This window comes from Acinetobacter sp. G18, assembly GCF_052660225.1.
The window spans coordinates 3,870,552-3,890,204 of record NZ_CP109658.1; the positions used below are offsets into that span (position 1 = coordinate 3,870,552).

Consider the following 19,653-nt stretch of genomic DNA (forward strand, 5'->3'; position numbering starts at 1 on the left):
GCATATGCAGACCTTTTTATTTGGTATCGTTATTACTGCATCATTTTTCGAGCTTGCTCTTGGCGAAATGCACGTAAAATCTGTTGCCCTGCCCGTCCATTTGGATTTAAACCTAAACGAGTTTGTTCCTGACGGATAGCAACGCGAGTTTTATCACCAATTAAGCCATCCACAGCACCAATATCATAACCACGATTAATCAAAAACTGCTGAATTTCTCGACGTTCTGCTCGTGAAGTACCAGGGTCATCTGTTGGCCAAGAAGCAACGAATGGTTTACCACCTTTCAAACGATCAGATAAATGTGCAATCGCAAGTCCATAACTTTCTGCTGCGTTATAACTATAAATAGCATCAAAGTTTTTAAATACTAAAAAGATTGGGCCATTTGCTCCTGCTGGTGCCATTAAACCAGCAGGCGTATTATCAGACAACGCACCTTGAATTAAAGGTGTACCATCAATTTGGGTTACTCCACGCGCATTCCAGCTACTCAATGATTTTTTAGAGCGACGCCCTTCTCCATCAATTGACATACCTGCTGGGATTTTGACTTCAAAGCCCCATGGCATACCCGTTTGCCAACCAGCTTTATTCAAGAAATTAGCTGTTGATGCCAATGCATCTGCTGTACTAGACACTAAGTCACGACGACCATCACCATCAAAATCAACAGCTAAGCGTTCATAAGTTGATGGCATAAACTGTGTATGACCGAATGCGCCAGCCCATGAGCCTTTAAGCTGATCTTCGGTTAAATCACCACGTTGTAAAATACGCATAGTGGCAAAAAATTCTGTACGGAAATAACTTTGTCGGCGCCCTTCACAACTTAAAGTTCCAAGTGCTTGCAATAAAGGATATTTTCCAGAAATATCCCCAAAATTACTTTCAACACCCCACACCGCCACAATTGTTTCTGGCGGTACGCCATAAGTTTGAGATGCACGATTTAAAATATCTCGATATTGCGCTAATTTTTGTTTACCAAGCTCAACACGCTCTTCATCTACAAGACCAGATAAATAGTCCCAAATCGGTGTCGAAAATTCTGGCTGATAATTTAACTTATCAATTACTGAGTAGTCTGGCGTTAAATTTTGTGTATAGCGGTCATAAGTGCTACCTGAAACACCTGCAGCAATCGCTTGCGAACGTAAATTTGCCAAACAACTCTGAAAATCATTATTAGGCGTGTAAGTATTGCTATTCGTTACAGGAACAGTCGCATTACTAGATATTGTAGAAGTAGAACCATTAATTATCAGCTCTGCTTGAGCCTGAGTCATTGTCAAAAATATAGACCCAACAATACAAGAAAAACGTCGCATATTATCCTAGTTCAATTTTTAAATTTAAATTTGTCTTTACCATACCATTATGGACTCAAAATTTTCAGAGAGAAATCGTAAATTTGAATTCATAATTAATTCTTTAAATTCATTTCCAGAGTTTTAAATTCAAATTTTACATCTAGTTTTGAATTTAAAACTTCTTACACAAGATTAATTGGTTTTTAAATTCAAAAATCCCTCCTGTAGTTTAAATTCAAAATGCCTCTTTAAATTTAAAAATATAAGCCCAATCCATCTGTGGATAACTTATAAAACCACAGCTCTAAACTGCCTCAACCCCTATATTAGCTATGCTCTTCATCATCTTTATATGTTACAACCCCTTCACCACTCAGAGAGATATTTTAAATTTAAAAGTTAGATATAGTTTTGAATTCAAAACACCACCGAGATAACATGCATCTTTTTAAATTCAAAACAAACATAAGCCGATCTACTAGATTTAAATTCAAACTTCGGGTGCTGGGGATAACTTATTTTAAATTCAAAACCACCAAAACACCTTGTTTCATTTTTTAAATTCAAAAAGCTTAATAAAAGTTATCCACAACAGAACAAGATTAGATTTTTTAAATTTAAAAGACAAAAAAGCGATCCGAAGATCGCTTTTTAGAAATTTTAACTTAATTAAATAGTCATATCAGCTGTTAATGCGAGTGGTTCTGGCAAAATTTTCGCTAATTGACGACATAAATTCGTCAATTCATTACTATCCACAGGCATTAACGTAATGTGACCCAACTTACGGCCAGCACGTTCTGATTTGTTATAAAGGTGCAGATGAGCGCCATGTAGTGCTAAAACATCTTCAGTTTTAGGATGCTGACCAATAATATTGATCATAACCGTTGGTCGAACAACGTCTGTTGAACCTAATGGTAACCCTGCAACAGCTCGAACATGATTTTCAAACTGCGAACATACGGCGCCTTCAATTGACCAGTGGCCTGAGTTATGCACACGTGGTGCCATCTCATTTGCACATAAGCCTTGTTCTGTCATGAATAGCTCTAGAGTCAACACGCCAACGTAGTTGAGATGATTCAACAAACGCGTAATGTAGTCTTGAGCAACTGGTTGTAGAGCTTCACTGTTCGGTGCAGGCACGATTGAGTGCGACAAAATACCGTTGTGATGATGATTTTCAGCCAATGGCCAAGTTTTTACTTCACCATTTTGGCCGCGTACTGCAATAATTGACACTTCGCGAGAAAATTTCACAAAACTTTCAGCAACTAAGCTTTTTGCAGGGCCAAGTTCAAACCAAGCAGTATCAATTTGGTCTTCTGAACGAAGTACAAACTGACCTTTGCCATCATATCCGCCAGTTGCTGTCTTAAGTACAATCGGCAAACCAAGTTCAGCAACAGCTTTTTTCAAGCTTTCTAAGCTATCTACAGCACGATACGGCGCAACAGGAATCGCAAGTTCATCAAACAATGCTTTTTCTGATAAACGATTTTGCGCAGTTGCTAAAGCAATACGGGGAGGGTGCAATGTTTTGGTTTGAGTTAAAACATCTACATCGGCAACAGGTGTGTTTTCAAACTCAAGGCTGAAAACATCAGCACTTTCAATAAACTGCTTTAAACCTTGTTCATCTTGGCTAGAAAAAACTTGACCTAAAACACCTGCGGGACAATCTGTATTTGCTTCAAAAAAAGTACATTGAATATTTAATGGTAAAGCTGCTTGCGCCATCATACGGCCCAGTTGTCCACCACCAAAAATACCGATAGTTTTATCCATTTCAGCCTCTTAAACTTGTCCCGGAATGTTGTTGCTTGCAACTTTATCAGTTTGTGCAGCACGGAAATCAGCAACATTTTTTGCGATTTCAGGACGAGTTAAACCTAAGATTTGAGCAGCCATAATCGCAGCATTAGTCGCACCAGCCGGACCAATTGCCAAAGTACCGACTGCGATACCTGCTGGCATTTGTACGATTGAAAGCAATGAATCTACGCCATTTAAAATTGATGATTTAACTGGTACACCCAACACAGGTAAGTCAGTTTTTGCAGCACACATACCTGGTAAGTGCGCAGCACCACCAGCACCAGCAATAATCACTTGAATACCGCGATCACGCGCAGTTTCTGCATATTCAAATAAACGGTCTGGCGTACGGTGAGCAGATACCACTTCCGCTTCAAATGGGACACCAAGCTGTTTAAGCATATTGGCAGTGTTTTCGAGAGTTGCCCAATCAGATTGAGAACCCATAATAATTCCAACGAGAGGTTGAGCGTCTTGTGCTGCGGCCGCATTCATTGCTAATGTTCCAAAGACAAAAGTAAAAGAAGATAAATCTCGACGAGAGCCAAGTTTTAAATAGTTCGGAAGCCCATTATTATAGACTGATTTTTCATCTCACGAAAATTTAACTCACCAGCTCTGTAAATATTTTTAATCTCATAAAAAAATGTCATGCTTTAACAGTGACACATTCTCAAATTTTATTAATATAACGCGCTTAATCAAATTCATAAGAGCTTAATAATGAAAAAATTTCTTGGAGTCTTAACACTCACACTTTGCACAACAACGAGTTACGCGGCCTTAGTAAATTTAAATATCAGCGAATTTCAAAAAACCATTAAAACTTTAAATAAAGAAAAGGGTTATAACGGAGAAATCAAAAGTGGAGCATTAACTGGTAAGGTACAAGAGAAATTTATTGTCACTGGAAAATCTGCTACTGATGAGAGAGAGCCAGTTCTGATGACTGGTTATTATCTTGGTGCAACTGAGGTAGGAAATGTATATTCAATTACCGAATATCGTATTTACTGTGACGATCAGACCTATGGTTTTGCCATGTCTAATTTTGAACCGGACGGCGCTTTGAGTACAACTACATTAGATAGTAATTATGCTTTTGACTATGAAGACCCAACGCCAAGAGATAAACAATTTTCTAAAATTCTAAAAAAAGCGTGTAAATATTCTGCTAAATAATCAGGTATTTGAAAAGTAATAGCTTGTAAAGTCAGTTATTCAATACAAGCTATTGCTGATTACTGGCTTCTAAATACAAAATAGACGCAGCCAAACAGGCATAACATGGCCCAAACATAGTCTAATTTAAACGGCTGCTTAAACAGCAACACCATAAATGGCACAAATACAATAAGCGTAACCACTTCTTGGGTAATTTTCATTTCACCCAAGGTCCAGTTTTGATCACTCAAGATTCGAGTTGCTGGAATCATAAAACTATATTCCAGTAGGGCAATAATCCAACCGAATAAAATCGCTTGCCAGAATGGGGCATGGTGCAAAAACTTAAGATGCCCATACCATGCAAGTGTCATAAAACAGTTCGAAATAATTAATAGCACAAAAGCTAAAACCGTTGGGCTCAAAGGCACATCCTTCATCATTACGATGATTTAAGTATTAATATGGATCAAAAATATTATAAAAGATAAAACTGTAATTCAGCTTAAATCTAAAAAATAAAGCTGTCCGTTTATAGGCATCTCAAACACATAGAACAACAACGAATTTTGACTATCTTTTCCAGTTGAGCCTTGCTATCGTTGCTGGCAAATTTATCAATAATGAAACCACAGTAAATCATATTTATACTGTGTACAAAAGCAGTGGAGAAGGCGAGCAATGCATCTGCATATCTTGGGTATTTGTGGCACTTTTATGGGCTCTTTAGCACTTTTAGCTCGTGATTTAGGACATAAGGTAACAGGTTCCGATTCAAACGTTTACCCGCCAATGTCTACCCAGTTAGAAAACGCAGGTATTGAACTCATGCAAGGCTATGACCGTAGCCATTTACAGCCTCATCCAGATTTGGTTATTGTCGGCAACGCCATGAAACGTGGTATTGATGCCGTGGAATACATGCTGAACGAAGGCCTGCCATATATTTCTGGTCCACAGTTCCTTGCAGATCACGTTTTACAAGGTAAACATGTACTTGGTGTAGCGGGTACTCATGGTAAAACCACGACTACCACAATGCTAGCTTGGGTACTTGATCAGGCTGGTTTAAATCCAGGCTTTTTAATTGGTGGTGTTCCACTTGGTTTTAGTGAAAGCGCTCGTTTAGGCGGTGGAAAATACTTCTGCGTTGAAGCTGATGAATATGACTCAGCTTTCTTTGATAAACGTTCTAAGTTTGTTCATTATCATCCAAAAACGGCGATTTTAAATAACCTTGAATTTGACCATGCCGATATTTTTGATGACTTAGCAGCGATTCAAAAGCAATTCCATCATCTTGTTCGTACCATTCCAAGTGAAGGCCGTATTATTGCGCCAATTACTGAAACTCATATTGATGAAGTGCTTGAAATGGGTTGCTGGACGCCAGTGATTCGTACAAGTTTAGAAGCGAATGAAAAAGCTGCTTTATCTGCTGAATTAATTTCAATTGATGGTAGCCATTTTAAAGTACTCGAAAATGGCAATGCCGTTGGTGAAGTGAAATGGAGCATGACAGGGCAACATAGCGTAGCGAATGCTTTGGCAACCATTGCAGCCGCTCAACATGTGGGCGTTGCACTTGAAACAGCTTGTGAAGCTTTATCTAACTTTGGCGGTGTGAAACGCCGTATGGAGTTACTCGGTACCGTGAATGGTATTGAGGTTTATGATGACTTTGCTCACCACCCAACAGCGATTGACACGACTTTGGATGGCGCACGTAAACGCCTAGGCGAACGCCGTTTATGGGCTATTATTGAACCGCGTTCAAATACAATGCGTATGGGTAGCCATAAAGATGGCTTGGCGCATTCAGCACGCTTAGCAGATGACGTTATCTGGTATCAGCCAGAAGGTTTAGACTGGGATTTACAACCAGTGATTGAAGCTGCTTCAAACCGCGCTCAAGTCAGCCGTTCACTTGATGAAATTATTAACCGTATTGTTAATGAAGCAGGTGAGGGCGATGCTGTTGTGATTATGTCTAATGGCGGCTTTGGTGGCTTACATCAAAAACTTATAAGCGCATTAAAAGCAAAAGCTGCTTAACTTTCTCTCTAGATGATTTAATAAAAAAACGGGTTTCAGTTTGAAACCCGTTTTTTTAGTTTAATGGTTTTTAAACCTGCTTTGGCTCTATATCTTCTATTAATTTATTCGAGATGAATAAACGTAACGTATAGACAATACCCATCGCAAACACGCTATACCCCACGTTATTACAAATAAATGGAATACATAAAATAATGAGTGCAGTAATAGGATAAAACCATTTAGAAATTCCAGCTAAACATTCAAACTCGTATAACATCCATATACAAGTGGTATAAAGCACCACACTCACAGCAACAATCACACCCATATATAAATCAGAGATATGTGCATGATGGGTCGTGACATCCACGGCGGCGGCAAGCGCAGCACCTACCGCAGCAATACTAACAAAAACAAAATAATGACCATAACCCCATACAAATGGGCGTACACCTTTAAAATGATGATGCTGTTCACTGCGATCAAAGTAAGCCCACCACATTGCAAACATGAGCATCAATCCACCAATCATTAAGAAAACGGCAGGAATATTGATAGATTGAGCGGCAAGCGCATCACGTATCGCATTAAAACTACCTACGATTGATTCGCCTAAAACAATAATGGTGAGGAGGGCATAGCGCTCTACAATATGATGAGGATGCCACGGCGTAGGCGAATGTTTTTCAGCATAGATTGGAACAAATAACTCGAGCACAGCTAGACATAAAAATAAAGGTATAGAAAGGACATGAGCAAAGTTAGCTACAAGCCAACCAATTTGTACCAAGACTATACCTATCGCATAGCGGTAAGCCGTAACTCGCCGTTCAGGATCATGTTTTGCTGCTCGGAGCCACTGGGTGACTAAAGCCAAGCGCATAATCACATAGCCCACAATAATGATGTCGAAGTCCTGACTACGGAACACATCAGGAATACCTGCGGCCATCACCAATGAACCTACAATTTGTACAAAGGTAAGGCATCGATACAATGCATCATCATTATCGTAAGCTGAGGCGAACCATGAAAAATTCATCCATGCCCACCATAGCGCAAAAAATACCATCAGGTAGCTTGGCAGCGCATGCCAGATATGATTTTCAATAATCGCATGGTGTAACTGCTGACCTGCTGTTGCAATCGCGACCACAAAAATTAAATCGAACAATAATTCGAGGGGAGTTGCTGCTCTATGCGGCTGTTTAGGATCTCTTGGAGATAAAGGCCTCAAACTTAATTTTTTCTGTTTTTCTTGAGTAGTCATAAAATAACGTTCTCGAATAAAGTGCCAACACGTTAACACTTTAATATTAACGTCCAGATCACGCATTAAAAAATATCTAGACCTGCTGTTTAATCTTTAGTCACAAACAAACTATATTTCATTTTTGTGACAATTCTTTATCAAGACAACAGGCTTAATTCTTTATCATAGCCCACGTTTTTTGTTCTTGTTTGGAATATGAATGTCTTTAGAAACACTCAACCTTAGCTTATTCCATGTCATAAATGGTGCTCAGGATGCGAGTCAATTTATCATTCGCCTTGCTATCTTTTTTGCTAATGATCTCCTCTATATTCTTTTATTCATTCTTACATTTTTATGGTTCTACGGCGATCAAGATTTAAAAAATAGGGTCATTAAATCTGTCTTTTTAACCTGCATATCACTTTTAGTGGGTTATGTTATTTCTCTGTTTTATCATCATCCAAGACCATTTGTGATGGGTGTGGGCACCACGTTTATTGAACATGCACCAACAGCATCTTTTCCAAGTAATCATATGCTGATTTTCAGCACCATAGCCCTGTCTTATTTGTTTGCTCAGCGCAAAATGATTGGCATCATTCTGTTATTTTTGTCATTTGTGGTAGCGTGGTCACGTATTTATTTAGGTGTGCATTTCCCTTTAGACATGCTGGGGGCTTTTATTGTCGCGCTTCTGGTCAATACGGCAGGTTATTACTTCTGGAATGCTTACGGTACAAGTTTGACCGCATTCTTTATTCACCTTTACCAAATTATATGCAAACCGCTTTTAGACCGCGGTTTGATTAAATAATTCGTAGAAATTTTGGTATTCCCACTACGACATTAAGTTCAGTTGCGTAATACAAAAAAATCTGCCATTCTATGTGTAATTGGATAGGTTTTATCCAATAAAGAATTTAGTTTGACAAGGGGAGTAGCCTCCTCCAAACATAACAGCAATGTTATGTGTCAGATATCGTCAATACACTTTTATTAAAAAGTCGGTATCTGAGCATCGTGAAATTCATGATGTAGGCAAGACCTTGATCATGTTGATACAGATGTTTAATTCATCTGGCAACTGGTCGAGGTTTTTTTATGCCCAATTGCCGGATGTATGGAGGATTTATGGAAACAATCGGCAATTTATGGCTGTACGTAGCATTCTTTGGCATAGTCATTGTCATGCTTTTGGTTGATTTCTTGGGCTTTAAGCAAAAACAAGGTCAAGATGTCTCAATTAAGCAAGCTGCTTACTGGAGTGTGGCATGGGTAAGCGTCGCAGCCTTATTTGGTGGTGGTTTATGGCTTTATCTTCAACAAACAGTTGGGGTGACCTTAGCAAACCAAAAAACCATGGAATACTTCGCAGGTTACTTACTTGAAAAGTCCCTCGCAATTGACAATGTTTTCGTCTGGTTAATGATTTTTGCGGCATTTGCTATTCCAGCTGCACTACAACGTAAAATTTTGCTTTACGGCGTATTAGGCGCAATCGTACTGCGTACTCTTTTTATCTTCATTGGTGCATGGTTCGTTCAAGAGTTCTCTTGGGTGCTTTATATTTTCGGTGCGTTCTTGGTATATACAGGCTTCAAGTTCTTAAAGGGCCAAGAAGAAGAAACCAATATCGAAGACATCAAAATTTTAAAATGGCTACGTAAGCACATGCGTATTACGCCACAGCTTGATGGTGACAAATTCTTTGTTCGTCAAAATGGTTTATTGTGGGTAACGCCGTTATTTCTAGTTTTGATTTTGGTTGAAGCTTCAGATGTGATTTTCGCGGTAGATTCTATTCCTGCTATTTTCGCGGTAACGAGCGACCCGTTTATTGTTTTAACAGCGAACTTAATGGCAATTTTAGGCTTACGCGCAATGTTCTTCTTGCTTGCTGGCGCTGCATCTAAATTGCATTACTTGCCATACGGTTTAGGCATCATCTTATTGTTCATTGGCGCGAAAATGTTGTTGCTTGATGTATTCCACATGCCAATCTGGATCTCGTTAAGCTTTATCGTAATAGTGTTAGCAATCACGGCTTACCTCTCTTTACGACACAACAAAAAGCAATTGCAGTCTTAATTCATCCTATCAAGGGATCTACATAAAAAAGCACTTTTAAAGTGCTTTTTTATTGGGTCTTTCTTGCAATCAATCAGTGCACTTTAAGTATAAAACGCATAATGAACTTTCATTTTCAAATCTAATTTAGAACAAAAATTCAAAAATAAAATTCCATAAAATTATGTATTTTAATAATTTTACTCTTAATTTCTTTATTAAAAATCAATATTGGCAAGCTCTTTGCATCTCCTAAAAAGAAAAAAGCCTAGATTTTAGGGGCTCGAAAGAGCCCTGATTTTTTTAAGGAGAGATGCCATGAATGCGATTCCAACTTTAACGCCACTTGCAATGCCGTGTAACAGCAGCTTTGAAGCAAAAGATTGGGAAATTTTATCTACTCACTGGTATCCAGTTGCGCGTATTCAAGATGTCTCCACAGCACCTCAACGAGTTACATTACTAGACGTCAATATGGCCTTGTATAAGACAGAAAGTGGTGAAATTCATCTGGTTCGAGACATTTGCCCACATCGTGGGGTTCCATTAACCAAAGGTTGGGTCGATGGTGAAGAAATTGTGTGTCCTTATCATGGTCTGCGCTATAACACCGAAGGGAAATGTACCCAAATACCAGCTCAACCTGAGTTAACCAAAATTTCTGATCGTTTTTCTCTTACCAAATTTCCAGTTGTTGAACGATATGGCCTGATTTGGACCAGTATTCATGGTCGTGATATTACTCAAGCCAATATTCCTGTACTAGATACTTGGGACCATGCAGAGCATCAATCAATTTTACCGCCTTTTGTCGATATTGGCGGTTCTAGCGGACGTCAACTTGAAGGGTTTATCGATGTCGCTCATTTTGCTTGGGTACATCACAATGCTTTTGCGAATCGAGAGAATCCTGTCGTACCAAAATATCACACAGAACGTACCAGCTACGGCTTAAAAACGGTCTATATCAGCAATGTCAGTAACTATCCACATGAGCTAAAACATCTCGAACCAGAAGGTTTTTTATGGAAGCGTACCTTTGATGTCTATCCGCCTTTTTCAGCTGTGCTTACGGTCGATTTCCCAGAAGATGGGGTCTTAAAAATCTTAAATGCCTGCTGTCCTATCTCTAGCAATAAAACCCGTTTATTTGTTCCACTCACCCGTAACTTTGACCAAACAGGGGATCTAGAAAAAGTATATGCATTCAATGCGCAAATTTTTGCTGAAGACCAAGACATGGTCGAATCACAAAAGCCGGAAGACCTGCCACTTGATTTAATGATGGAAGCACATTTTGAAGCAGACCGTTCATCAACGACTTATCGACGGATTTTGGCTGAATGGGGACTAAGTAAACGTTATACCGTTTAAATATTGGCTAAGTGGGGTACAATCAATCGAAAAAAGTGAAAATATAAAGGCTTTCCATGTCATTGATCGCAAATACCACCGTTGTGCGTGGTCGTTTTTTAGATATTCAGCAAACCGTCTCTAAGCCAACTGATATTCCAAATCAAGTGCGTTATTTAGAAGATGGTGTATTGATTAGTGAACATGGAAAAATCAAATGGTTTGGTGCATGGGCAGACGCTCAACAGCATCTTCCTGCTGGAGTTGAGGTTCAACATTACCCAGAACAATTGATTGTACCCGGCTTTATTGATACCCATATTCATTTTCCGCAAACTGAAATGGTAGGAGCTTACGGCGAACAACTTCTAAGTTGGCTCAATACCTATACATTCCCCACTGAAATCCAGTTTCAAGACAAAGCATACGCAAGTGAAATTGCCCAGTTCTTTGTTCAAGAGCTATTAAAACACGGTACAACCACAGCCCTCGTTTTCTGTACAGTTCACCCCGAGTCTGTTGATGCCTTATTTGAAGCCGCAGAACGCGTTCAGATGCGTTTAATTGCCGGTAAGGTACTCATGGACCGCAATGCTCCTGAAGCGCTTTGTGATACGCCAGAAACGGCTTACAGCGACACCAAAGCACTCATTGAGAAATGGCATGGTAAGGGTCGTGCTCTGTATGCGATTACACCACGTTTTGCACCAACGTCTACACCTGAACAGTTAGAAAGAGCAGGGCAGTTAAAACAAGAGTTTCCAGATGTTTATATACATACACATTTAAGTGAAAATAAAGATGAAATTGCTTGGGTGAAATCTTTATTTCCTGAACAAACGGGCTACTTAGATGTTTATCAACATTATGGTCTAACTGGTAAACGCTCCGTGTTTGCTCATTGTGTTCACTTAGAAGATGAAGAATGGCAATGTATGCATGATACGCAGTCGGCTATCGCATTTTGCCCAACCTCAAACCTGTTCTTGGGAAGTGGTTTATTCCCATTGAAAAAAACTTGGGAAAAACAAGTGAAAGTAGGTTTGGGGACAGACATAGGCGCGGGTACATCGTTTAGTTTACTGCAAACTGTTAACGAGGCTTATAAGGTCCAACAGTTACAGGGTGATAAACTTTCAGCTTATGAAGCGCTCTATCATGCCACGCTAGGCGGAGCAAAAGCGCTTGATTTGCAGGATAAGTTAGGCAATTTCAACATCGGTAAAGAAGCAGACTTTGTTGTACTTAACCTTAAGCCAACTGCACTACAGCAACTTCGTCAGTCTAAATCCAAATCTGTTGAAGATTCGTTGTTTGCATTATTCACTTTAGGTGATGACCGTAATATTGAGGCAACTTATGTTTATGGAAAACGTGCTTATCAAAAAGAAATAGCCCAGTAAAAAAGGCATTGTTAAGTTTTTGTTATTATTTGGAATATGTGCTCTTGTATTAAAGTGTGATCGACATATTCAGCAAAATCATAAAATTTCAGCTCCTTCAAAGGGTGCATGAAACGTCATTTTGCTTTAAAATTTTACCATTAACTCAAATTTTCGAGGTGTTGCAGGTCAACACCTTTTTTATTTTTTCTTTTATATCTTGTAGGAATCTGCCATGACTGTTGCAATGAGCATCATGATTTCAACCGAAGAAATTCAAGCAAAAGTCAAAGAGCTCGGCGAGCAAATCAATTCTCACTATGCAAATAGTGATAAAGAATTGGTTCTGATTGGTCTACTTCGTGGTTCTGTTATTTTTATGGCAGACTTATGCCGTACCATTACCAAACCACACGAACTCGACTTTATGACAGTGTCTAGCTACGGCGGTGGTACCACTTCAAGCCGAGATGTTAAAATCTTAAAAGATCTTGACGGTGAAATTCGCGGTAAAGATGTACTAGTGGTTGAAGACATCATCGACTCAGGCAACACCTTAAGCAAAGTTGTGGAAATGTTGCAAACTCGCGAGCCAAATTCGATTCAATTGTGCACATTAGTAAGCAAACCGTCTCGCCGTGAAATTGATCTCGAAGTTAAATTTTTGGGTTTTGAAGTTGAAGATAAGTTTATTGTGGGCTATGGCCTAGATTACGATCAAAAATATCGCCATTTGCCTTTTATTGGTGAAATTGGCCTATAAATTTCATAAAAATAGCACCATAAGGTGCTATTTTTTTATATAAGGTTTTATCTTTGAACAAAAAAGACACAAAAAGTCGCAATCTGCTACAGACAAAATAGACAGCTCTGTCGCACGATAGAATATGAAGCAAAATCATTAACTTCATCAAAAAAACAACTGGAGAACAAATATGTGGTCACTTATTGTTGCTATTGTGGTTGGTTTCTTCGCTGGCTTAATCGCTCGTGCTTTGCATCCAGGTGATGACAAAGCAGGTTTTATCGTTACCACTTTAATTGGTATTGCAGGTTCACTTCTAGCCACTTATGGTGGTCGCTTACTTGGCTTTTACGGAGAAAATTCAGCTGCGGGCTTTATCGCTTCCGTAATTGGTGCAGTCATTATTTTGTTTATTTACAATTTGATTGCACGAAAAAGCTAAACTTTAGTTCATTCATAAAAAAAGCACCCTATGGTGCTTTTTTAATATCTTTATAGACCTAACTCTTTCCAGACTTCCTGAATTTCTTCAGCAGACCTTGCACCTACTAATTTAAAACCGTTTGCAAAAATCAGAGTAGGAGTAGCATTAAAACCTAATTTTCTTCCAAGCTCCAAGTTTCGGTCAATTGGGTTTGTGCAGCTCGCAACCGTTGGTTTAACACCTTGTTCAATTAGCTTTTTCCAAGAGTATGATTGGTTTGGTGCACACCAAACTTGTCTGGAAACGACAATAGACTGAGGTTTTAAAGGATAGATAAACGTGTAAATTGTTACGTCTTTAAGCTTATCTAGCTCAGGTTCGAGCTTTTTACAGTAAGGACAGTTTGGGTCAGAAAATACCGCTAAAACATGCTGACCATTACCTTTAACTGTTTTAATAGCATCTTTTAAAGGCAATTGTTTCCAATCAATTGAATTCTGCCCTAAAACTAAGTCTTTGGTTAAATTCTTCTGATCTTTTAAGCGAATCATAGAACCTACCAACATATGCTGACCATCTTCACCAAGGTAAATGATTTGTTGATCCAGATTAGCACTATATAGTCCGGGCATTTCAGTTTTCTGAATATTGCTAATTTTCAAATTAGGATATTGTTTTTTAATATTTTCCCTAACAGTATCCACATTAGCGAAACTCAAACTTGTAGTTAAGCTAAATAATGCCAATATTCCTAATTTTTTAAGCATAAAACCGACTCATAGAGAGGAAAGAATATTATTTTAATCAGTTCATCTTTTGAAAACAGAGCTGATTACGAGTTATAACCAAACTCCCACTTACTTAATCCAATGTTTCACGTGGAACATAAACAGCTTTTAAAAGCTTTCTCAATCTGATTTTGATCATGACGTGATACACTATAGCCGTGCATAACATTTAAACCCAATATACTCCCTACCAGTATATTGAATTATTAAGAGAAAACAGATGAGTCACATTGGTCAGGATAAAAAAATTCTTAATCGTGTAAAACGACTAAAAGGGCAAATCAACAGCATCGAAAATGCGATAGAACAACCAGAATCCTCATGCATCGATATTTTGCAGCAAGTTGCAGCGATCAAAGGTGCAATAAACGGTTTAATGAGTGAATTGATGGAACAACACTTACACCACCATGTACTTCAAGGTGCAGAAGTTGATCAAAATGAGTTAGAGGAATTTTTAAAAGTTTTAAAGAGATACGGCTAAGGAAATTACTGGATGACATAGCACTCTACATCATCCAGTTTTTTTATTATTTTCCAATACAGAAAGAACCAAAGATTTTGCCTAATAGGTCGTCAGCGCTAAAGTCGCCTGTAATTTCACCTAAAGCATTTTGAGCAAGGCGTAATGACTCGGCAACAAGCTCACCAGCGTTAAATACAACAAGTTGCTCACGTGCTTCTGAAAGATAGAGCTGTGTGCGCTTCATTGCGTCTAAATGGCGTGTTCTTGCAATAAACGTATCTTCCTCAGGGTGAAAACCTGCATGCGCTGTAATCGCATCTACGAGGCCTTGTACACCCATCTCTTGTTTTGCAGAAACTGTAATATGACGGAACCCCTGAAAATCAGTGATTTCGGCTAATTGACCGGTTAAGTCGCATTTATTACCAATTAACATTAAGCGCCGAGGCTCAATATGTTCAGCAAAATATTCTTGAGCGAGTTGTAATGGGTCATCACCTTGATTTAAGTCGTAAACCAACAGCAATAAATCAGCTTGTTCAATTTCCTTGATTGCTCTGCGAATCCCTTCTTTTTCGACCACATCTCCCGTTTCACGAAGGCCAGCAGTGTCTGTTAAAGTGATTGGTAAGCCATTTAAGCTAATTTTTTCATGCAAAACATCGCGAGTAGTACCAGCAATATCGGTCACAATCGCTCGTTCTACACCAGCAAGTGCATTTAACAAGCTTGATTTACCCGCATTCGGTTTACCCGCAATCACAACTTGCAAACCTTCACGCAAAAGTTGTCCTTGTCGTGCAGATGTTTGAACTGCATGTACTGACTGCTGAACATCTTCCAGTAAAGCTAAAATCTTACCATCTGCTAAGAAATCAATTTCCTCTTCAGGAAAATCAATTGCAGCTTCTACATGCAATCGTAAATGGATCAGTTTTTCTAAAACTGTATTAATTTTTGTTGAAAAGGCGCCTTGTAAAGAACGGACTGCCGAACGAGCCGCAGCTTGCGAAGTCGCATCAATCAAATCCGCAATCGCTTCAGCTTGTACCAAGTCCATTTTGCCATTTTCAAAAGCTCGCATGGAGAATTCACCAGCTTTTGCAGCAATTGCACCAAGCTCAAATAAACGACCAAGCAAGGCATTTTGAATAACTGGACCGCCGTGACCTTGTAACTCGACAACATCTTCACCAGTAAAGGAGTGCGGATTTGGAAAGCACAAAACTATCCCTTCATCCATGATGCTTCCATCTACATCATAAAACTTACGGAAACCAGCCATGCGTGCTTCAGGCAAGTTTTTTTGCGTTAGCTTTTGAGCAATTTCATAGGCCTTAGGTCCAGATAAGCGAATCACGCCCACTCCACCACGCCCGGGTGGCGTTGCAATTGCGGCAATTGTGGTTTGACTTTGCATATTACTCACCTAAAAAACCCAAAATACAGCCAAAGAAAAATCCGCTTAAGATTACCATCTTAAGCGGATTGATTCAGCAAAAGTTCAACGTTTAAGATGCTGATTCAGTCTTGTTTAGACGACTTTTCGCAACACTCTTGTTAATAAACGACTGCTGTAAAATAGTAATACTGTTGTTCACAATCCAGTACAACACCAGACCCGCAGGGAAGAACAACATAAATACCGTGAACATAATCGGCATAATGCGGAATACTTTCGCTTGCATTGGATCAGCAGGTTGCGGGTTCAACATTTGCTGAGCAAACATTGTCGCACCCATAATTAATGGCAAGATGAACCAAGGATCCATTGCTGACAAGTCTTGAATCCAGCCTAACCATGGCGCATGACGCAATTCCACACTTTCCATGAGTACCCAGTACAAAGCAAGGAAAATTGGCATTTGTAGCAATAATGGTAAGCAACCTGACAGTGGGTTAACTTGTTCACGTTTATAAAGTGCCATCATTTCTTGCGAGAAGCGCATACGGTCTTCACCGAACTCTTCTTTCATGCGTTGCATTTCTGGTGCAATCACACGCATTTTCGCCATAGAACGATAACTTTTTGAAGATAAAGGCCACAAAATCATCTTCACCATAATGGTAAGCAAGATGATCGACCATCCCCAGTTGCCTACAATGCTATGGAAGAATTGAAGACCTAAGAACAACAACTTGGCAATTGGCCATAACCAACCATAGTCAACAGTCTGGTTTAAACCTACAGCCAAATCTTTTAATTCAGATTGTACTTTTGGACCTGAATAAAGCTTCGCATCTACTTCCATTGAAGTGCCAGCTGGAACATTAATTACTGGCGACGTAAAGCCAATAATATTCATATGATCCGCAGACTGACGAGATTCAAGCTTCGCAACATAAGGCTGACCATTTGCTTGGGTCAGTTTAAGATTTCCAGGAATCCAAGCACTAACGAAATAATGCTGAACAATCGCAACCCATCCACCTTTAGCTTCAGTATTTACTTTTTCTTCTGAGAAATTAGCAAATTTAAGCTTGTTATAGTGTGAATCAGGCGTACCCCATGCTCCACCTAAGAAAGTTCCTAGTGTGAAAATACCTTGAGAAGACTTACCAGGATCCTCAGAGTTATCGCGCTTTAATTGTCCAAACATCTGACCTTGCCAATTTTGTTGGCTACGGTTAATGACTTGATGGCTTACAACAATCGGATACTGACCTTGAGTAAAGGTGAAAGTTTTAATAATTTCAACGCCTTCTGGTGTTTTAAATACCATAGGAACGTTTAAAACTTTTTCAGCTTGACCCTTTTGATCTTGTACACCTTTAGCATCAGCCAAAGTATATGATGTTTTTTCAACCGCATATAACGGACGACCACCACGACTACTGTCTGGTCCATTCAAACCAATTAAGCCAGATTGAGCAACATATGTACGCTTGGCATCATTTTCAAGCATAACAAAAGGTTGATTACTGTCTTTGCTTTTGTCGTGAGAGAGTAATTCAATACGAACAATATCACCACCTTTTGGATTAATCCAAATATGGTAAAGGTCAGTTTGTACTGAAATAAGCTGTTGATTCACAGGTGCAGTTGCATCTGTGGTTTGTGACTGCGCAATATTTGCTTGTGGCACATCGGAAGCCACTGTTGCAGTTTTGGCATTTGGCAAATCAGCAGATACTTCATGCGAACTTACAGCCGCCGCTTGTTGTTGCGGTGCAGTTGCAGCATTTCCATAATCTTTTTGCCAAGCCAAAATGAGCAAATATGCGGTGACAAACATGGCCCCGAGAATTGCAAACCTGGCCCATTGTTGCATATCTATTACCCCAAATGGTTAGAGAGATTTTGCTTCATTAAACGATCACGAAAGGGTACAGCAACATGATGCGTTTGAGAATCTATTTGATGAAACGAAATAAAACGAATTGCTTTTGGCGGTACCGGATCATATCCGGAGCCTCCCCATGGATGACAACGGCAAATACGTTTAGAAGATAACCAAACGCCTTTAATTGCACCATGAGTTTGTAATGCTTCTATCGCATATTGGGAACAAGTTGGAATATAACGACAACGGGGTCCAAGAAGCGGACTAATCGCAATTTGATACAGACGAATCAACCAACGCAAAATACGAACCATTGGTCATCTCTTAGTTCTGCGAGGTTGGGACAACTTTAGAATGTTTTTTTGCCAAGCGTTGTAATTTTTGCCAAGCAAAATCTAATTGTTGATATAGCTCAGCATTCGTAATCGTTTCAATACCAACTTTAGGCATTACAACAACATCTATGTCTAACCCAAATTTCGGCTGATTAAGACGAAAGCTCTCACGGGCAAGACGCTTTATTCGATTTCTTTCATGCGCACGGCGCACTTTTTTCTTAGCAACGACAATACCCAAACGGCTATTAGGCTGTTCGGTGAATTTTGCAAGAAATAAAAAATGGGGCTGATGCACTTTAAAAAGCGCACCATCAAATACACTTTTATAATCTGCAGCACAGCGTACACGACGATCTGTGCTAAAACTGTAAAGTGCCATCACACCCAAGTCTGGTCAGCTAACAGTAATTAAACAGTTAAGCTATGACGACCTTTTGCACGACGACGAGCTAAAACTTGACGACCAGCTTTAGTTGCCATACGAGCACGGAAACCATGAACGCGCTTACGCTTTAATTCAGATGGTTGGAAAGTACGTTTCATATTGAAACTCCCAAAAATGATCTTTCTATAAAGGTCCGCGATTTTATTGTGCAATGTTTACGCTGTCAATGAAAAACCGAGAAAGTTTTGTATTTAAGTCAAATTTTTACTTTCCTACCTTCTGTTTATATTTAGCTACTTTTTCTTACTTAAAAGTTATACACAAAGTAATTGTTTATTTTTATTGAGACTTTCAAGATATACACTTCTTATTTACATACTTATCAACAAACCAAGATGTCAAAGTGGTTCTAGTTTGGTATATTTGAATTTAAATTCATATTTTTTAGTTATCCACAATTTGATGTAACCCTATTAAATAAATTCAAATTTTAAAATTTAAATTTATTCTTATTAGTGTGGACTTTTTCTGTGGATTTCGTAGTTTTAAATTTAAAAAACATATATTTGAGTTGTTGATAACTCTGTTTTTATTAACTTTATAGATTGTGGATAAGTTTATGTGTTAATTTATCCACAGGATGTGCAAAAAGTTATTCACAATTGGTTTTGAATTTAAATTTATTCACAAGAGTTTTCTTTTTAGACAAAATCAACTGAAATCGTCATGACAGATGTGGATAACTTGGGTAGAATGGCGACCCCTTCTTATCAGGAAGGGTTAATCTTTAAATGATTTGAATTTAAAACGCAGACATAGGGGATACAC

20 protein-coding genes are annotated in these 19,653 nt (G+C 38.9%); 9 read left to right on the plus strand and 11 right to left on the minus strand.

Translation table 11 applies throughout. The features are described from left to right. Positions 1-32: 32 nt before the first annotated feature. The 3 genes from NE363_RS18310 to purE form a co-directional block, all read right to left on the minus strand. On the minus strand, positions 33-1,331 hold the full coding sequence (locus NE363_RS18310; protein WP_445535585.1) for a lytic murein transglycosylase: 1,299 nt from the start codon (positions 1,329-1,331) through the stop codon (positions 33-35). Between the two features lie 651 nt (positions 1,332-1,982). Beyond that, on the minus strand, positions 1,983-3,104 hold the full coding sequence (locus NE363_RS18315; protein ID WP_445535586.1) for a 5-(carboxyamino)imidazole ribonucleotide synthase: 1,122 nt from the start codon (positions 3,102-3,104) through the stop codon (positions 1,983-1,985). Positions 3,105-3,113: 9 nt separating this feature from the next. Then, positions 3,114-3,629: a 5-(carboxyamino)imidazole ribonucleotide mutase gene (purE, locus tag NE363_RS18320; RefSeq protein WP_311070317.1), complete on the minus strand. Its 516-nt coding sequence runs from the start codon at positions 3,627-3,629 to the stop codon at positions 3,114-3,116. A 228-nt stretch (positions 3,630-3,857) separates the two neighbouring features. Here purE and NE363_RS18325 point away from each other — a divergent pair, with 228 nt between their 5' ends. Continuing rightward, a complete protein-coding gene (locus tag NE363_RS18325) occupies positions 3,858-4,316 on the plus strand; it encodes a hypothetical protein (protein ID WP_445535587.1) in 459 nt (152 codons plus the stop codon). 59 nt (positions 4,317-4,375) lie between these two features. Here NE363_RS18325 and NE363_RS18330 read toward each other — a convergent pair whose 3' ends face one another. Next, entirely contained in the window at positions 4,376-4,738 is a 363-nt protein-coding gene (locus tag NE363_RS18330) for a DMT family protein (RefSeq protein ID WP_004711246.1), read from the minus strand. Between the two features lie 241 nt (positions 4,739-4,979). Between NE363_RS18330 and mpl the strand changes: the two genes are divergently transcribed. Beyond that, complete coding sequence (mpl, locus tag NE363_RS18335; protein ID WP_100191594.1) at positions 4,980-6,353, plus strand: UDP-N-acetylmuramate:L-alanyl-gamma-D-glutamyl-meso-diaminopimelate ligase; 1,374 nt, start codon at positions 4,980-4,982, stop codon at positions 6,351-6,353. 70 nt (positions 6,354-6,423) lie between these two features. Here mpl and NE363_RS18340 read toward each other — a convergent pair whose 3' ends face one another. After that, positions 6,424-7,674 (minus strand): low temperature requirement protein A, encoded by a 1,251-nt coding sequence (locus NE363_RS18340; RefSeq protein ID WP_348902177.1) that lies wholly within the window; start codon positions 7,672-7,674, stop codon positions 6,424-6,426. Positions 7,675-7,810: 136 nt separating this feature from the next. Here NE363_RS18340 and NE363_RS18345 point away from each other — a divergent pair, with 136 nt between their 5' ends. The 6 genes from NE363_RS18345 to NE363_RS18370 all read left to right on the plus strand — a co-directional run bounded on the left by NE363_RS18345 (position 7,811) and on the right by NE363_RS18370 (position 13,582). After that, complete coding sequence (locus NE363_RS18345) at positions 7,811-8,407, plus strand: undecaprenyl-diphosphatase (RefSeq protein WP_004706173.1); 597 nt, start codon at positions 7,811-7,813, stop codon at positions 8,405-8,407. Positions 8,408-8,724: 317 nt separating this feature from the next. Beyond that, positions 8,725-9,681, plus strand: a complete 957-nt coding sequence (locus NE363_RS18350; protein WP_445535588.1) for a TerC family protein — start codon at positions 8,725-8,727, stop codon at positions 9,679-9,681. A 297-nt stretch (positions 9,682-9,978) separates the two neighbouring features. Beyond that, complete coding sequence (locus tag NE363_RS18355) at positions 9,979-11,034, plus strand: Rieske 2Fe-2S domain-containing protein (protein ID WP_445535589.1); 1,056 nt, start codon at positions 9,979-9,981, stop codon at positions 11,032-11,034. A gap of 56 nt (positions 11,035-11,090) precedes the next feature. Continuing rightward, complete coding sequence (gene guaD / locus NE363_RS18360) at positions 11,091-12,416, plus strand: guanine deaminase (RefSeq protein WP_445535590.1); 1,326 nt, start codon at positions 11,091-11,093, stop codon at positions 12,414-12,416. Positions 12,417-12,630: 214 nt separating this feature from the next. Further along, positions 12,631-13,158 carry a hypoxanthine phosphoribosyltransferase gene (hpt, locus tag NE363_RS18365; RefSeq protein WP_000214980.1) on the plus strand — a complete coding sequence of 176 codons (528 nt, stop codon included), beginning with the start codon at positions 12,631-12,633 and terminating at the stop codon, positions 13,156-13,158. A gap of 172 nt (positions 13,159-13,330) precedes the next feature. Next, positions 13,331-13,582: a GlsB/YeaQ/YmgE family stress response membrane protein gene (locus NE363_RS18370; RefSeq protein WP_004706183.1), complete on the plus strand. Its 252-nt coding sequence runs from the start codon at positions 13,331-13,333 to the stop codon at positions 13,580-13,582. Positions 13,583-13,632: 50 nt separating this feature from the next. Here NE363_RS18370 and NE363_RS18375 read toward each other — a convergent pair whose 3' ends face one another. Beyond that, positions 13,633-14,331 (minus strand): DsbC family protein, encoded by a 699-nt coding sequence (locus NE363_RS18375; protein WP_004706186.1) that lies wholly within the window; start codon positions 14,329-14,331, stop codon positions 13,633-13,635. Between the two features lie 241 nt (positions 14,332-14,572). On the opposite strand from NE363_RS18375, the gene NE363_RS18380 reads away from it, so the two are divergent. Further along, positions 14,573-14,836 (plus strand): metal/formaldehyde-sensitive transcriptional repressor, encoded by a 264-nt coding sequence (locus NE363_RS18380; protein ID WP_004706188.1) that lies wholly within the window; start codon positions 14,573-14,575, stop codon positions 14,834-14,836. 46 nt (positions 14,837-14,882) lie between these two features. Here the strand turns inward: NE363_RS18380 and mnmE are convergent, their stop codons facing one another. The 5 genes from mnmE to rpmH form a co-directional block, all read right to left on the minus strand. Next, the gene (gene mnmE, locus NE363_RS18385) at positions 14,883-16,238 is read right to left on the minus strand and encodes a tRNA uridine-5-carboxymethylaminomethyl(34) synthesis GTPase MnmE (protein ID WP_004706190.1); all 1,356 of its coding nucleotides are present in this window, start codon (positions 16,236-16,238) and stop codon (positions 14,883-14,885) included. Positions 16,239-16,329: 91 nt separating this feature from the next. After that, a complete protein-coding gene (gene yidC / locus NE363_RS18390) occupies positions 16,330-18,090 on the minus strand; it encodes a membrane protein insertase YidC (protein ID WP_004706192.1) in 1,761 nt (586 codons plus the stop codon). Positions 18,091-18,095: 5 nt separating this feature from the next. After that, on the minus strand, positions 18,096-18,416 hold the full coding sequence (gene yidD, locus NE363_RS18395; protein ID WP_004706194.1) for a membrane protein insertion efficiency factor YidD: 321 nt from the start codon (positions 18,414-18,416) through the stop codon (positions 18,096-18,098). 10 nt (positions 18,417-18,426) lie between these two features. Further along, positions 18,427-18,819 carry a ribonuclease P protein component gene (rnpA, locus tag NE363_RS18400; protein ID WP_004706196.1) on the minus strand — a complete coding sequence of 131 codons (393 nt, stop codon included), beginning with the start codon at positions 18,817-18,819 and terminating at the stop codon, positions 18,427-18,429. 29 nt (positions 18,820-18,848) lie between these two features. Continuing rightward, entirely contained in the window at positions 18,849-18,983 is a 135-nt protein-coding gene (rpmH, locus tag NE363_RS18405; RefSeq protein ID WP_000831329.1) for a 50S ribosomal protein L34, read from the minus strand. Positions 18,984-19,653 lie beyond the last annotated feature (670 nt).